General features: G+C 53.2%; 15 protein-coding genes. 3 read left to right on the plus strand and 12 right to left on the minus strand.

Translation table 11 applies throughout. From position 1 onward, the window contains the following. Positions 1-29 precede the first annotated feature (29 nt). Positions 30-539, plus strand: coding sequence for a YkgJ family cysteine cluster protein (locus METMA_RS0112100; RefSeq protein WP_020159355.1), 510 nt, complete (start codon positions 30-32; stop codon positions 537-539). A 46-nt stretch (positions 540-585) separates the two neighbouring features. On the opposite strand, the gene METMA_RS0112105 is transcribed toward METMA_RS0112100, so the two are convergent. The 9 genes from METMA_RS0112105 to METMA_RS0112145 form a co-directional block, all read right to left on the minus strand. Next, on the minus strand, positions 586-2,307 hold the full coding sequence (locus METMA_RS0112105; RefSeq protein ID WP_020159356.1) for a bifunctional protein-serine/threonine kinase/phosphatase: 1,722 nt from the start codon (positions 2,305-2,307) through the stop codon (positions 586-588). 45 nt (positions 2,308-2,352) lie between these two features. Further along, positions 2,353-2,796: a cyanase gene (cynS, locus tag METMA_RS0112110; protein ID WP_020159357.1), complete on the minus strand. Its 444-nt coding sequence runs from the start codon at positions 2,794-2,796 to the stop codon at positions 2,353-2,355. Between the two features lie 250 nt (positions 2,797-3,046). Further along, complete coding sequence (locus METMA_RS0112115) at positions 3,047-3,874, minus strand: formate/nitrite transporter family protein (RefSeq protein WP_020159358.1); 828 nt, start codon at positions 3,872-3,874, stop codon at positions 3,047-3,049. Between the two features lie 1,025 nt (positions 3,875-4,899). Further along, positions 4,900-5,637: a DUF3581 domain-containing protein gene (locus METMA_RS0112120; RefSeq protein ID WP_040591177.1), complete on the minus strand. Its 738-nt coding sequence runs from the start codon at positions 5,635-5,637 to the stop codon at positions 4,900-4,902. Positions 5,638-5,749: 112 nt separating this feature from the next. Beyond that, positions 5,750-6,343, minus strand: coding sequence for a DUF4166 domain-containing protein (locus METMA_RS0112125; protein ID WP_020159360.1), 594 nt, complete (start codon positions 6,341-6,343; stop codon positions 5,750-5,752). Between the two features lie 3 nt (positions 6,344-6,346). Then, entirely contained in the window at positions 6,347-6,820 is a 474-nt protein-coding gene (locus METMA_RS0112130; protein WP_020159361.1) for a DUF2269 family protein, read from the minus strand. Next, positions 6,817-8,106 carry an SDR family oxidoreductase gene (locus METMA_RS0112135; protein WP_020159362.1) on the minus strand — a complete coding sequence of 430 codons (1,290 nt, stop codon included), beginning with the start codon at positions 8,104-8,106 and terminating at the stop codon, positions 6,817-6,819. Before METMA_RS0112135 ends, METMA_RS0112130 begins: the two co-directional genes overlap by 4 nt. Next, positions 8,103-8,624, minus strand: a complete 522-nt coding sequence (locus METMA_RS0112140; protein ID WP_020159363.1) for a hypothetical protein — start codon at positions 8,622-8,624, stop codon at positions 8,103-8,105. Before METMA_RS0112140 ends, METMA_RS0112135 begins: the two co-directional genes overlap by 4 nt. 174 nt (positions 8,625-8,798) lie before the next feature. After that, a complete protein-coding gene (locus tag METMA_RS0112145) occupies positions 8,799-9,848 on the minus strand; it encodes a helix-turn-helix domain-containing protein (protein WP_020159364.1) in 1,050 nt (349 codons plus the stop codon). 462 nt (positions 9,849-10,310) lie between these two features. Between METMA_RS0112145 and METMA_RS0112150 the strand changes: the two genes are divergently transcribed. Together METMA_RS0112150 and METMA_RS0112155 are read left to right on the plus strand one after the other, a co-directional pair. Continuing rightward, on the plus strand, positions 10,311-11,690 hold the full coding sequence (locus tag METMA_RS0112150; protein WP_027147278.1) for an ATP-binding protein: 1,380 nt from the start codon (positions 10,311-10,313) through the stop codon (positions 11,688-11,690). After that, entirely contained in the window at positions 11,671-12,219 is a 549-nt protein-coding gene (locus METMA_RS0112155; RefSeq protein ID WP_020159366.1) for a response regulator transcription factor, read from the plus strand. The genes METMA_RS0112150 and METMA_RS0112155 overlap by 20 nt, the downstream gene beginning before the upstream one ends. Before the next feature lie 2 nt (positions 12,220-12,221). Here METMA_RS0112155 and mazG read toward each other — a convergent pair whose 3' ends face one another. From mazG to METMA_RS0112170, 3 genes are read right to left on the minus strand one after another with little or no spacing between them, the layout of a single operon-like run. Continuing rightward, positions 12,222-13,019 (minus strand): nucleoside triphosphate pyrophosphohydrolase, encoded by a 798-nt coding sequence (mazG, locus tag METMA_RS0112160; protein WP_020159367.1) that lies wholly within the window; start codon positions 13,017-13,019, stop codon positions 12,222-12,224. A gap of 9 nt (positions 13,020-13,028) precedes the next feature. Next, complete coding sequence (locus METMA_RS0112165) at positions 13,029-13,961, minus strand: carbohydrate kinase family protein (protein ID WP_027147279.1); 933 nt, start codon at positions 13,959-13,961, stop codon at positions 13,029-13,031. Between the two features lie 10 nt (positions 13,962-13,971). Next, a complete protein-coding gene (locus METMA_RS0112170; protein ID WP_027147280.1) occupies positions 13,972-14,331 on the minus strand; it encodes a diacylglycerol kinase in 360 nt (119 codons plus the stop codon). Between the last annotated feature and the right edge of the window lie 189 nt (positions 14,332-14,520).

The raw sequence follows: 14,520 nt of genomic DNA on the forward strand, positions 1-14,520 counted from the left end.
AAAGCGCAATTACAAAAACCGGATTCAAAATGAACACGCTTATCCAACTCCATGCTGATATCGACGCGCGCGTACACGCTGTTCGCGACGACAATCCTGATTGGTTGTGCCGCCTGGGCTGTGATGGCTGTTGCCGACGGCTTGCCGAAGTGCCCAGGCTTACAGCGGCGGAATGGGCATGGCTGCGGGACGGACTGGCCGCGCTGCCCCCGGAGCAACTTCGGGAGATTGGCCAGGCCATCGCCGTGCTGGCCGCGCAACCATCACGTCCCGTCGTCTGCCCATTGTTGGACCAGTCGGCGGGGGCCTGCCTGGTTTATGAGCACCGCCCGGTGGCTTGCCGCACGTACGGATTTTATGTCCAGCGTGGCCAGGGGCTTTACTGTAAGGACATCGAATCGCGCGTGGCCGGTGGCGCCTGGGCCGAAGTGGTGTGGGGCAACCAGGACGCTATCGATCATCGTCTCCGCGGTCTGGGCGACAGCCTCGATTTGACCGAGTGGTTTGCGCGCTGGGAGCAGAGCAGGGACAGGGCTTGAAGTAAAAACGCACCGCCATTGTCATAACACCAGGCAATTGGCCTTGTCACTTGATCAATAACGTTATGACGGTAATCCCCAGGATAAAGGAAACGCCTTGCCAGAAAGCCACGGGATTACGTTCCAAAAGCGGCGGGCGGGTCTTGTTCAGAAACGCCTGATTCGGATGACGCAGGTCAAACAGGAACTCGGATAAGTCTTGGTAACGCTTGTAAGGGTTTGGATGTACTGCCTTCCTGATGGCATCATCAACCCAGGCTGGAATTTCGCTATTTTGATTACACACAGAGGCATACATCAATCGGTTTTGCGCGGCTCTGGTCTTGCATTTGGCCACTTCGGCGCCATAAGGTAGCTTGCCGGTCAGCATTTGATAAGCGATCACGCCCAATGAAAACAGGTCCGAATGCTCGGAAACCTGCTCGCCCAGGAAATATTCCGGAGCCGTGTATTGGGCGGTGCCGAGTATCGGGTTTTGCCCGACGGGAGAAGTAATTTCCATAATGCCCGCGACGCGCGTCGATCCAAAATCGATGATCTTCACCGTGCCGGAGCCGTCGATCATGACATTGTCGGGTCTCAAATCCTGATGCAGCATTTCCAGCCGGTGAAAAGCCCTCAGGCCTTTTGCTATCTGTTCGACAATCCCGCGCACGGTTTCCAGGTCCGGTTTCGGATGGTCGATCATCCACTGCCTCAAGGTCTGGCCGTCAATGAATTCGGTGGCGACGTAGAGAAAATTGCGCTTCCGCGTCTGTGCGCAAGGTTTGAGCACATGCGCATTATTGATGCGCCGGGCGATCCAGTCTTCCATCAGAAAGCGTTCCAGATAAGCCGGATCGCCCCTCAGGTCAATGGACGGGGTTTTTATCACGACCTGCGAGCTGGTTTCATTATCGACCGCCAGATAAATGTGGCTGCGGCTGCTGGCATGCAACTCCCTGACGATGCTGTAGCCGTCAAACTGCGCCCGTGCTTCCAGTACGGGCGGGAACGGCAGCTCGGTTAACGACCGGTAATGCTCTCCGGCATCCTGTACGGGCAAGCTTTCAACTCTGACGATCTGGACCGTCAGGTTATCCGTACTGCCTTGCCGGTAAGCCTCGTCGACGATCGTTTTTGCCGCGCTATCGAGATCATCCCCGCATGCGTTGATGGCATGGACCATGAAACGCGAGCTGGCATACTCGTAAACGCCATCGGTCGCGAGCAGGAAAATATCGCCTGCTGCCACGGCCAGGGCCTGATAATCAATTTCAACATGGGAGTCGATCCCCAGGGCGCGGCTGAGGTAGCTTTTATCCTGCGAAACCCAAAGCCGGTGGTCATGGGTGAGCTGTTCCAGATCACGATCACGTAACCGGTAAATGCGGGTATCGCCGACATGAAAAATATGCGCGGTGGTGGATTTGATCACCATCGCGCTCAAGGTACAGACATAGCCTCTGTCCTTGTCGTAACAATACCGGCTTTGCCGGGTTTGGGCATACAGCCATGAGTTGCTTGCCATCAGAACCCGCTGTACCGATTTCTTGACCGACCAGGCTTCCGAGGTGCAAAAATAATCCGTCAGAAAACCTGCCACGGCGGCTTGACTGGCAATATGGCTGACATCACTGCTGCTGATTCCGTCGGCCACGGCAAAGGCGATGCCTTTTGTGCTCAACTGCGGCTCTTTCGGGATATAAACACCGTGAAAATCCTGGTTGGTTTCCTTACGGCCTTTATCGGAATACTGGCCTGCGGAGATTTTCAATTGACCGGACATGTCTGCATTCCGACGGGGCGTCGGCCGCGCATGGGGCTGCGATCCTCAGTAACTCTTGTAAGGCAGAAATTTGCCGCTCATCACGATCCTGACGCGGTCACCCTTGGGATCGGGTTCGCGTTGAAGATCCATGCTGAAATCGATCGCGCTCATAATGCCGTCGCCGAACTCTTCGTGAATCAATGCTTTAATGGTGGTGCCGTAGACATTGACCAGTTCGTGGAAACGGTAAATCAATGGGTCGGTCGGTACAGTGGTGGGCAGGGAGCCCTTGTAGGGAACGACTTGCAGCTGTTCGACAGCCTCGGCGGGCAGCTCCAGTAGTGCGCCCACCTTGGCGGCCTGTTCGGCGCTGAGCGTCATCTGCCCCAGCAGGGCGGCCGTGGTCCACTCCTTGCTCTGGCCGATGCTGTCGGCCAGTTGAGGCCATGTCAGTTGCTTGCGCAGTTTTTGTGCGATGATCAATTCGGTGACTTCGTTGCGTGTCATTATGAGATCCTTGGAAGATTAATGAATTATGGGTTAAATCCCCGCCCTTCATCGGGCGGAGGCTGGGATAATGAAAATTACTCGGGCGGGAAGCTTTGCATTTTCCCTCGGCAAAATTGCTTCGGGAAAATGCCCAGGTCGCCTGGGGCGAATACCCAAAAGGCACAAGTACCCATAGGGCATACATGAATTCGCCCCCACATAAGCGCTAGCTTCATTTGCAAAACGGGAATTATTTTTTTACTAAATCCTAAACTTCCTGTCTTGCCGCATAGGCGCGTTTCGGTGCGGTTTTTACATGCGTGGAATATAATGTCAACCCGGTAAACGCCAGCCCGCCGACCAGATTACCCAAAACAGTCGGAATCTCGTTCCAGATAAAGTAATCCATGATCGAAAAATTTCCCCCCATGATCAAACCGGACGGAAACAGAAACATGTTGACCACCGAGTGCTCGAAGGTCATGCCGAAGAACAGCATGATCGGCATCCACATGGCGATCACCTTGCCGCTGACGGAAGTGGAAATCATCGCTCCGACTACGCCCGTCGATACCATCCAGTTACAAAGCATGCCCCTGACAAAGATCGTGAACCAGCCGGCCACCCCGTATTTGGCATAGCCCAGCGTTCGCGCCTCACCGATGCCTGCAAGCTTCTTACCGACTGCATCGGGTTCAACGGAAAAACCGTAGGTGTAGACAATCGACATCATGACCGCCACGGTTAGGGCGCCCATGAAATTGCCTGTAAAGACCAGTCCCCAGTTTCTGAAAACACCGTCAAGGGTCACGCCCGGACGTTTATCAAGCCATGCCAGCGGCGTCAAAACAAAAACCCCGGTCAGAAGGTCGAATCCGAGTAAATACAGCATGCAAAAACCCACAGGGAATAAAATCGCACCAAAAATCGGGGAGCCCGTCTGGACAGTAACAGCGACCGCAAATACGGCAGCCAGCGCCAGGATCGCACCGGCCATATAAGCCCTGATCAAGGTATCTCTGGTTGACATGAAAATTTTGGATTCACCCGCATCGACCATCTTTGTGACAAATTCTGAAGGAATCAGATAGGACATAACTCACCTTTAAAAAGTTGGATACACAATGAATTGGGGCGTCGGTTCAAGAACACCTTCATTCGTTTGAATCAGCCTGATTTCGCAAGCTATTGCTTCCCTTGAAACGAGTTTTTTTGCCCCGTTTTTTGTAAAATCTAATTGAGCAAGGCGGGAACAATGGACCAATTAAAGTTATCGCCGCTTGTTTGAAACAAGCCATTTTCCAACGCCATTGTTGAAGGGAAGAGGATGCGCCATTGCACCATCGGGTTTACAGCATGGATTGTGCCAATCAGTTTAATTCAACGGATTAAGGTGGTTCAGTTGGATTTTATCTGAATCGCGCCACATTCTTTGCCCTGAAATAAATTGTGTATGCACCAAAACAGGACAATCCAGGCAAAAATGTTCATTGGCCCATATTGACTTCGGCTGTCTGGAACACTTGAGAATCCAGAGGTTAGGCTTGGGAATTTATTGATGTCTGAGACAGGTTATGATCGGTTTTCGCCAGTCAATCAGCCAGTGAAAACCGATCATTAGGAACGGGAATTATAAAATTCACGTTCCTTATTAGTAACTGATGTTACGCGGCCAGTTGAAGTTAGATCGATTTAATTAAGGTGTCGCTAGCGCGACGGTTTGATTTAATCGGGTTTATCGCACCCGAAGGCGAGTTACTTTCTTTTGCGCGGCCAAAAGAAAGTAACCAAAGAAAAAGCCGCCCGGTTGCCGCTTGCATCCTGTGCTCCTCGCTTTCGCCGAGGGTTGCCAAAAGGGACTCCTGTCCCTTTGGCAACGCGCTTCATCCATGAAGCGCCCCTTCGGGCTTCTCGGCGAAAGCTGCGGTGCTCGGCGCGGCAAACGGGATGCCCACCGTGCGTAACATCATTTAGTAACAGGTGATTAATTTTTTTAAAAGTTGAAGCTAAGCAGTGAGCTGAGACTTGCCAAGGAGAGGAGTTCAAGCGACTGGTTAAGGATCATTCTGCGCAGGAACCGTTGATACCAGGTTAACGTCCATTGGAAATGGTATCTTTTTATTATCGAGCGCTTAATGCGGCAGGAGTCAAATTACCCAGGTAGCCGTTTTTCCTGGCCAGATATTCATCGACAAATGCCTGCATCGGCTCGGATTCATAACCATTCAACACACTGATCGCCAGTTTTTTAAAGCCTGTGCCAACCACATTTTCGCCCGACTTGATCTGAAAGTGTAAAAAAGCCGAAGCGCGCTTGCCATTGACTTCCATTTTCGGTTCCATCATGTCAACGGACGCTTGCTGAAAGTTAAGATGATGAAATGACAAGGTCATGCTTTCGTAAATCACCAGCGGCCGATTGAGGTTAAACATAACGTTTTGCTCGGCTAATAATGGAACCAGCACATAAGGAAAATTCTGTCCTGAGAAAGCCACATAATCGCGAGTAAAACTTTCAATCAATGCTGAATCCCGACTAAGGTCGCCTGAACGTTCGATCTGTAAATAGGTTTTACCCTGATTGTCGGTTACATCGATCAGGTCGGCGTCGCTGTCGGGGAAGTTCAACAGCACACCCTGACCGACCATGCCGGAAAAGGTAAAGTGCATATTTTGGCTAAGGCCGTATTTCTCCAATGCCAGTGAGAACAGCAAATCGCCCGGTACGCAGAAACGTTTGGCATCCGCATCGTGTAAAGGGTTGAAATCATGCGCCATTTCTTTGGCGAATGTACTGGCTTGTTCGGCGGAAATACTGACATTGCCCTCATGAATGCAATAAAATTCTTTTAAAAACATGTTGTTATTTGTTGATTCTAATAAAATGCATAATTTTACCACAGCTTGACAGGTTTAACTTTATGGCTTCCTGAGGCACTGCTGCGCCCACCTTGTTATTCGCGGTACCGAATTATTCGCAATAACGAAAAACACCCCGATAATAATAGGTGAGGCCGAAAAGCGGATGCCTGATGCTGAAGTCCAGACTGAACTGCCGGTCGGACTCGGGCCGTTCGACGATGGTCGCCGCCCCCAGCAACAGCCAGTCGGGAAAGGTCAGCCGGAATCCGCCGCATTGCCAGACATGGCCATTGCTGCGGTAAATCAGATTGCCGTTGTCGACGCTCAGTTTCAGGCGCAACCCGAAGCCGAAGCGGACGTATTCGATCAGTTCGTGGTCTTGCAGGTAAACCATGCGCGACTGAAAGCTGTCCTTCTGATTGTCCGGATAGGTCAGCGTGCGTTGCCAGCATAATTCCGCCGTTTGCAGAGGCACCGTTTTTTGCACCCGGGTTTCTACCGTTTCTCCGCGTCTGGCGATCAGTCCGCCGCACAGGTGAATCAGCTTGATTAACGGCAGCAGGCCGGATGGATAACCGATTTCCATGACGCCGTGCACGCTGGAACCGAAGCCGGGGCAGACGGCGTAATGCCTCTGGATGACCGGCGGCAGTCGGTGCCAGTCTTCGCCCAGCGTTTTCTGTAACAAAGGTATGTGAGGCATGAGTTAACTCCATAATGAACCGTGAAACACCATTAACGTGGTGATGCCGACCATGGCAAAAAATGCCGGAACGCCCAACCACATCCAGATCAGGGAATAATAACGGTATCGGGGCGGCAGCGGCTGATTTTTAGCTAGTGCAGCGTTGGCGATATCGCGCATGCGGATCTGCAGATACACGACAGGCAGCCAGCACAGCCCGGTCAATACATACAGAATAGCGGTCAGCAGCAGCCAGCCCTCGCTCAGCGGCATGGCCAGTTGCCGGGCCATCAGAATGCCCGTGAGCGGCTGAATGACGACCGTAGGCGTCGTGAACCACCAGTCGGCCTGCACCACATGGCGGCTGGTCACGGCGATGGCGGCGTGATTGCTGCTGTGATCGGCCATGATCTTGTAAAAGACCGTGCCGAGGCCGACGCCGAATAAAATGATGGCGCTGAGTATATGGATCAGTTTGAGTATCAAAAAGCTCATGGTCTTTCTCCTTCCAGATGTAAATAAACCAGCAGGGTGATCAGCAGCGGGACATTCTTCAGCACCGGCCCGAACGGATGCAGCCAGAATTCGGGCAGCGCGATGCCGACCGTCAGGGTGTAAAGCAATACCAGGATTAACTGTATGAGGATCAGCCGGCGCGGGCGGTAAGCGGCCAAAGTGGCCAGGCCCAGCGCGATGTCCAGCAGCGCCAGGCCATAGAGCGTGATCGGCGCGGCAATGCCGGTCACGCCGGTCGCCGACAAAAACCGGTAACTTTGCTCATGCGGGTAGAAGAAAAGGGAAACGATGCCGCTCCACAGCCACAGAAAGGCAATCGACAGGCGCAACAAAGGGCGCAGAAAATACAGGCCGGCATGCCAGCGTTCCGCCTGACTGGCCGGTTGCGGCAGCAATCGTTGCTCAAGACTGTGGGTGGCGCGGCCGAGAAACGCCTCAGCCGGCCCGGCATCAGCGGTATTGCCCCGCTGCAGCATCGTGATGTTGTCGGCATTGCAGACCGGCTCGCCCAGCCATCGGCCGATGAAGACAAAGCGCCGTACCAGATTGCCCGGCAGCGAAATCGTCGGCGCCGGTTTTTTGCCCAGGCGCCGACGCAGCTGCTGCAACAGCTGACCGAAGCCTATCGGGGCCGGGCCGACCAGCGGCAGGGTCAGCCGGGCCGGCGCTTCCGCTTTCAGGCACTGGAGGACGGTATCCGCGACATCACTGACATGAACGGGTTGCAGCAGTTGCCGGCCGCCGTCGATAACCGGCTGCATCGGCAAGGCCGCCAGTGCCTGGAACAGGGCCATGCTCTGCGCGCCGTCGCCATACACGATGGAGGGCTGCAGGACATACCAGTCCAGATCCAGATTTCTCAGCGTATCGTCGGCGGCTTTTTTACTCAGATGATAGGCCGACTGCGCGTAGGCGTCTGCGCCGAGCGCGGAAATCTGGATGATTTTCTTGACTCCGGCTTGTTCTGCGGCTCGAAACAGGCTCGCAGGAACCTGCGCATGGAGCCGATGAAACGTCTGTCCCGGCGATTCGGCAATAATGCCGACGCAATTGATGACGGCATCGATGTTTTGCAGGTAAGGCAGCCAATCGGAATCGCAGGACACAGCCGCATAATCCAATTGCACGATAGTTGTATCCGCCGATTTGAAAAACAGTTTTTCAGCGTTGCGGCAGCAGGCGGTCACGTTGTGATTTTGCTGCTCCAGCGCTCGCAGGGTATGGCGCCCGATAAAACCGCTGGCGCCGGTCAGTAAAATATTCATGAGCGGCTCCCGGAAGAGATATATGGGCGAGAGAGGCGCAGGCCGGCGATCAGATCCCTGAATCCCCACAGCAGCACGGCCAAGCCGAAGCCAGCCAATAGCGGGGACAGGATGCCGTAGTCGATGGCGAGCAGTTGGCCGGGCTGGTCTTTCCAGCGCCACAGGACCGGAATCAGCAAAGCCAGATACGCGCCGCCGTTCACGCTCAGCAGCAGATGCGTGGTTCTTTCCACGGCGGAAAGCCTACGGGTCAGGTCTTCGACGATGAAATCCCAGGCCGTCAGCGCCAGTTCGATGATCAGGATCAGGAATAACGGAACAGTCCAGCAGCCATGCCATTCAAAGCCGGCCAGCGCGAAAAAAAAGCAGGCATAGAGCAATTCTCTTGCGCCGTGTATTTTTTGCTCCAGCGCCGCGGAAGGCCGCTGCGGCAACTGTTCCCGGTATTCATGGTTCCATAGCACGTCGAAGCCGCCCAGGACAGCTTGCAGCAGTAACAGATAGAGTACGTAAGTCATGAAAATCACCTCGTGGTTGTTGGGGTGACTGCACAATAACGAGGTGGAAGCGATGGGCCTTCCTGATTGATAGATCAGGAATAAAAAATAATCATTTTCTTAGTAATCAATTGCTTATTGAGTTGCAAAATGATAATTCTGTAAGGAAATGAGTGCCGGACCGGCACGGATCGGTCAGTCTCGATCCGGAAGCGCCACGCCCTGGAACGTGTCCTGTCCGCGCTGTTGCAACTGTTTGCGGTATTGCCCCGGAGCCATGCCGACCATGTCGCGGAAGGCGGTATAAAAATTCGACTGGGTGCTGAATCCGACCGACAGGCCTATCGATAGCACCGAAGCCTCGGGCTCGGCCAGCAGCAGTTTCTTGGCGGCTTCGATGCGGTGCTGACGAATGTAGCGGGAGAATCCTTGCTGGAACTCGGTATTGATCAGTTCGGATAACTGATGCGGGGTTAATTGCAGCTGTTCCGCCAGCATCGCCAGATTCAAGGTTTCGAGCATATAAAGTTTTTCCTCCCGCATCAGTTTGTCCAGATGCGCGAGCACGGCCTGGCGATCGACGTTTTTCAGCGTCGATTCGGCATAGGCCGCCTGCGCGGCTTCGGCCACGTCGGCCGTGATGGAAGGGAAACGCAGCAATGTCAGCGTTACGGCAAAAAAGGCGAGGCCGATCAGAATGCTGTAGCTGGCGATGAAAGCCGATTCGGTCAGCAGCGGCCAGATAAATCCCAGCGCGACCACGCCTATGGCAATTGCGAAAAACACGGCCAGGGCCAGCAGCTCAAACTTAAAGCGCCGGCGTTGCCGGCGCATCGCGTAAACCGTTACCGCCAGCCACAGCAGATAACCGCTGCCGATCAGAAATGCCAGCGGCAATGCCCCGTTCAACGGAATATACAGGCTGGCCGGCACAGGAAGCGCGTGTAACAGTTGCCACGGGCTTAACCGGGCCGGCGCGGCCAATAACCGGCGGCTGTAAAAATAAAAGCTGGGAGCGATGCAGTACAGCAGCAGTATATATAAAGGTGAAAAGGTCTGGTCTTCCTGCTCAAGAATGAACTGCAAATGCAGCCATTGAATGGCGGCCAGACTGATGACGAGCGCAAATCCGGCCAGTTTCGATGATAACGGGTATGGCTCCCTGTGCTGAAGAATATTGCCCAGAATCAGTAAAGCGGCAGTGAAAAGCGAAAAACCGATCAGTAACAGGGCGACAAGTTGCATGTTGGTAAAGTTTGCAGTGATGGAGACAGGTTTGCTTGGCTGAGGGGAAGTATAGCAGTTGCCTGATCAACGGGAAGGCCGCCGGTGTGACGGCGACGAGGTATGCGTCCTGATTGCTGTGATGTCGGTGAGACAAGATTCAGTTTGGCGCGGCTCCGGCATGGACTGTGTCTGAAACAGGGCGGAGTAGGGCGGGGCTGCGCGAAGGCAGGGTTCGAGCCTGTTTACAGCAGACAAAAAAAAGGCGGTTAAAAAAACCGCCTCAAAGAAATACATTAGGAAGATATAACGCAACTTTCAGCTATCAGGCTCTAACAGAACCTTAAAAGTTAGGTTAATAATAGCAACGGATTTTACAAATAAAAATGTGGCATATTGTCGCAGTCAAATTACTAATGGATTTTACCCGGCAAGACCGGTAAATTTAAATAACACATTTATTCCCTATATTTTATTTAATCAATGCTTTCACACGTTTCGCCTAAATCAGAGATTTCTGCCCGACAAAACCTGAAATGGCTCTTTATCCTCAGAAATCTGATGATCGTCAGTGAGGCGGGGCTGGTTTTCATATCCATTTACGGTCTTAACATCCGCCTGCCGCAGGAGCAGCTGTGGCTGGTCATATTATCGATAGCCGCTGTCAATCTCTATACCTGGATGCGCTTGCAAACGGAGGACCCGGTCACCGAGCTGGAAATTTTCTCACAGCTGGCCATCGACGTTTTCGGGATCGCCTCCTTGCTGTACCTGACCGGCGGCGCTTCCAACCCGATCATCTGGATGTTCCTGCTGCCGCTGATTATTACCGCGATCATGCTGCCGCAATCCTATGCCTGGTATATGGTGATTCTGACCACGTCCATGTATACGATATTGATCGGCTACAATATTCCCTTGCCGTCGATAGAGCCTCACATGCCCAACCCGGACCTGATGCCCATGGACATGGCGCGTTATGATTCGCTGCAGAAAATGCATGCCATGAGCGACAAGCATTATTTCAATCTGCATATGTTCGGTATGTGGTTCGGTTTCGTTTTCAGTGCCGGACTGGTCGCATTCTTTGTCGTTGAACTGGCTAAAACCTTGAGGGACCAGGAGCGGTATCTGGCTGAGGCGCGTGAAAACGCATTAAGGGACGAACGCGTCGTGTCATTGGGCACCTTGGCCGCCAGCGCGGCCCACGATATGGGTACGCCATTGGGCACGATTGCCATCGTCGCTCACGAGTTGGAGCAGGAGTACCCGATTCATCGTTTTCCTGATCTGCACGATAAAGTGTTGATCATGCAGGAACAGATTGACCGCTGCAAGGCGGCGCTGTCGGTCATGTCGGCATCGGCCGGCGAAATGCGCGCCGAATCGGGACGGGTCATGCCGCTGACCGAATACATAGACAGCGTGCTCAACCAATGGCGCACGCACAAACCCGGCGTCAAATTAAATTTGTTTATTAACCCCTGTGTTGCCGCGGACGCTAAAATTATAGCGGAGCGCACGCTGACCCACTCAATTGTCAATATTCTGAACAATGCGGCCGAGGCATCTCCTCCCGAACTGGGCATCGAGTTCCACGCCTCGTGGGATATGAATCTTGCCCATATCAAGATTCGCGATTATGGCCCGGGATTGCCGCCGGAACTGGTGGATTTGGCAGGCAAGCAGCCTGTCATCAGCAAAAAACACGGTCTGGGCGTCGGGCTGTTTTTGACTTATTCCACGATCAATCGCTTAGGCGGTAAAATTTATTTTTATAATTTAGAATCCGGTGGTGCCTGTGTAGAAATCACGCTGCCCCTTTTAAATACGGAGAATAATGATGACCACTCAGGATATTGATAAACCGCGTCTGTTGCTTGTTGATGATGATGAGACTTTTTGCAATGTGCTCAAGGGCGCGCTGCAAAAAAGAAATTATGAGGTATTGGTGGCCAACGATGTCAAAAGCGGCATCCAGCTCGCCGAGCAAAACCTGCCGGAATATGCCGTGATCGATTTGCGCATAGGCCATGAGTCCGGCCTGGAACTGGTCAAGAAACTCATTTCTTTGGATGATAACACGCAGATCGTGATGCTGACCGGCTTCGCCAGTATCGTCACCGCCGTTGAAGCGATCAAGCTGGGGGCCGTGCATTATTTGACCAAACCGGCCAATGCCGATGAAATTGTCAATGCCTTGCATAAAAACGAAGGCGACTCGTCGGTATCGATCAGCGAAACCCCTTTATCGGTCAAGCGCCTGGAGTGGGAACACCTGCAGAAAGTCCTGATGCAGCATGACGGCAATATATCGGCTGCCGCCAGAGCTTTGCACATGCACAGGCGTACATTGCAACGGAAACTGGACAAGCGGCCGGTGCGGGAATAGCCCTATTTTTTCAGCGCCGCTTTCGCCTCGTTCCAGAAGGCATCCAGTTCGGCCAGTTCGCAGTCTCTGAGATCGCGGCCCGAAGCCTGAACCTGTTGCTCGATATATTGAAAGCGCCGGGAAAACTTTTTCGTGCTCTCCTTGAGCGCGATTTCGGGGTTGACCTTTAAATGCCGGGCCAGATTCACGGCCACCAGCAGCAAGTCGCCGACTTCTTCCTGAACATGTGCCTGATCGCCTGATTGCCAGGCTTCCCTGACCTCATCCAGCTCTTCCATAACCTTGTCGAAAACCGGGCCTGCCTCGGGCCAGTCGAAGCCGTGGCTGGCGGCGCGGTTCTGAATTTTCTCGCACTGCACCAGGGCCGGCAGATTGACCGCTACGCCCGATAGCGCGCTGTCCTGTTTCTCGGCCTTGTTTTTTTGCTGTCTTTCCAGAGCTTTCGCCTGTTCCCAGGCCTGTTTGCGCTCTTCGTCGCTGGTAAAAACCGCATCCGAAAACACATGCGGATGCCGGCGCACCAGTTTCTCGCAAATGGCCGCCGCAACCTGCTCGAAATCGAACAGGCCGCGCTCCTCGGCGATGCGGGAATGGAACACCACCTGCAACAGCAGGTCGCCCAGTTCCGAGCGCAGGTCATCCAGATCGTCGCGCTCTATCGCATCGGCGACTTCATAGGCTTCCTCGATCGTATAAGGGATCAGGCTGTAAAAGTCCTGTTTGATATCCCACTCGCAGCCCTGTTCGGGATGGCGCAGGCGGGACATGATGGCCAACAGGTTTTGTGTATTTTTCAGCATGAGGCGTTATTACAGTGAGGAGCCGAAATTTTCGCGATACCTTTCCCTGAATGCCTCCATGTCAAAGCCATGGTTCTGGGTGCCATGATGCTCGATTTTAATCGCGCCCATCAACGAGGCGACCCTGCCTGTTGTCTCCCAGTCCATCTCGTTCATCAAGCCATACAGCAGTCCGGCTCGATAGGCATCGCCACAGCCGGTAGGATCGAGCAGGGCTTTGGGTTTAGCGGCGGGAATATTAATGCATTCGCCGCGCGTGTAAATTTTGGAGCCGTTGCCGCCCAGTGTAATGACCAGGGCTTCGACACGCTCGGCTATTTGCTCCAGCGACAGGCCGGTACGCTGTTGCATCAGTTCCGATTCATAATCATTCAGGGTCACCCAGGTCGCCAGATCCAGAAACTTGGTCAGTTCCTCGCCATTAAACATCGGCATGCCCTGGCCCGGGTCGAAAATGAACGGGATGTCCAGTTCGGCGAACTGTTCGGCGTGCAACTGCATGCCTTCCTTGCCATCCGGCGCCACGATGCCGATGCAGATATCGCGGTCCACGGGTACGGAATTCAAATGCGAGAAGTTCATCGCGCCCGGGTGGAAGGCGGTGATCTGATTATCTTCCTCGTCGGTCGTGATATAGGCCTGGCCGGTATAATGACCGTCCAGGATTTGGATGAATTCGCTGGACAGGCCGTTCTGGCACATCCATTGGGCATAGGGTTCGAAATCATGACCGACCGTCGCCATCGGCAAGGACTCCTCGCCCAGCAGTTTCAGGTTGTAGGCAATGTTGCCGGCACAGCCGCCGTATTCACGGCGCATCACGGGAACCAGAAACGATACATTCAGAATATGGACTTTTTCCGGCAGAATATGATTTTTGAATTTATCATGAAAAACCATGATCGTGTCGTAAGCCATTGATCCGCATATCAGTGCGCTCATTGTGTTCCTCTTATATTAAAATTAAAGTCCAGGTAATCGCCGCCCAGGTCAGCGACAGCATAACCGCAGCGGAACCAATATCCTTGGCCCGGCCGGATAATTCGTGATGTTCGAGACCGACCCGGTCGACGACGGCCTCTACCGCTGAATTCAATAACTCGACCAGCATCACCAGCACGATGCTGCCGATCAGCAGCAGTTTTTCGATAGCGGTTTCTCCCAGCCAGATCGCCAGCGGCGTGGTGATGACAAACAGGAGCACTTCCTGCCTGAAAGCCTCTTCATGTATCCAGGTCGCTTTAAAGCCGGCAACAGAAAAGACGCATGCATTCATAAGCCGCTTAAGGCCTTTTGCATTTTGATTCGCCATTGTTTTACGTTCAGTGATCAAAACCGTCAATGATACACAATCTGCGGGACAGTTGGGTTACAAACAGCGTAATAAATCGGTCAAACTCTGGACAATTTAAAAAAACTTTTTTGAAGTCAATCGCTTGTGATTATTGTGAAGGCATTATTCCCAGACTTATCCACAGATTTTGTGCATAACTCTCAAGCG

Source organism: Methylobacter marinus A45 (assembly GCF_000383855.1).
Taxonomy (GTDB): Bacteria; Pseudomonadota; Gammaproteobacteria; order Methylococcales; family Methylomonadaceae; genus Methylobacter; species Methylobacter marinus.

Coding starts and splice junctions, on each gene's coding strand:
- METMA_RS0112135 (WP_020159362.1), bottom strand. CDS start 8,106: ATGAATATTTTACTGACCGGCGCCAGCGGTTTTATCGGGCGCCATACC.
- METMA_RS0112165 (WP_027147279.1), bottom strand. CDS start 13,961: ATGAGCGCACTGATATGCGGATCAATGGCTTACGACACGATCATGGTT.
- METMA_RS0112130 (WP_020159361.1), bottom strand. CDS start 6,820: ATGAGCTTTTTGATACTCAAACTGATCCATATACTCAGCGCCATCATT.
- METMA_RS0112120 (WP_040591177.1), bottom strand. CDS start 5,637: ATGTTTTTAAAAGAATTTTATTGCATTCATGAGGGCAATGTCAGTATT.
- mazG (WP_020159367.1), bottom strand. CDS start 13,019: ATGCTGAAAAATACACAAAACCTGTTGGCCATCATGTCCCGCCTGCGC.
- METMA_RS0112105 (WP_020159356.1), bottom strand. CDS start 2,307: ATGTCCGGTCAATTGAAAATCTCCGCAGGCCAGTATTCCGATAAAGGC.
- METMA_RS0112140 (WP_020159363.1), bottom strand. CDS start 8,624: ATGACTTACGTACTCTATCTGTTACTGCTGCAAGCTGTCCTGGGCGGC.
- METMA_RS0112170 (WP_027147280.1), bottom strand. CDS start 14,331: ATGGCGAATCAAAATGCAAAAGGCCTTAAGCGGCTTATGAATGCATGC.
- METMA_RS0112125 (WP_020159360.1), bottom strand. CDS start 6,343: ATGCCTCACATACCTTTGTTACAGAAAACGCTGGGCGAAGACTGGCAC.
- METMA_RS0112145 (WP_020159364.1), bottom strand. CDS start 9,848: ATGCAACTTGTCGCCCTGTTACTGATCGGTTTTTCGCTTTTCACTGCC.
- METMA_RS0112100 (WP_020159355.1), top strand. CDS start 30: ATGAACACGCTTATCCAACTCCATGCTGATATCGACGCGCGCGTACAC.
- METMA_RS0112150 (WP_027147278.1), top strand. CDS start 10,311: ATGCTTTCACACGTTTCGCCTAAATCAGAGATTTCTGCCCGACAAAAC.
- METMA_RS0112155 (WP_020159366.1), top strand. CDS start 11,671: ATGACCACTCAGGATATTGATAAACCGCGTCTGTTGCTTGTTGATGAT.
- METMA_RS0112115 (WP_020159358.1), bottom strand. CDS start 3,874: ATGTCCTATCTGATTCCTTCAGAATTTGTCACAAAGATGGTCGATGCG.
- cynS (WP_020159357.1), bottom strand. CDS start 2,796: ATGACACGCAACGAAGTCACCGAATTGATCATCGCACAAAAACTGCGC.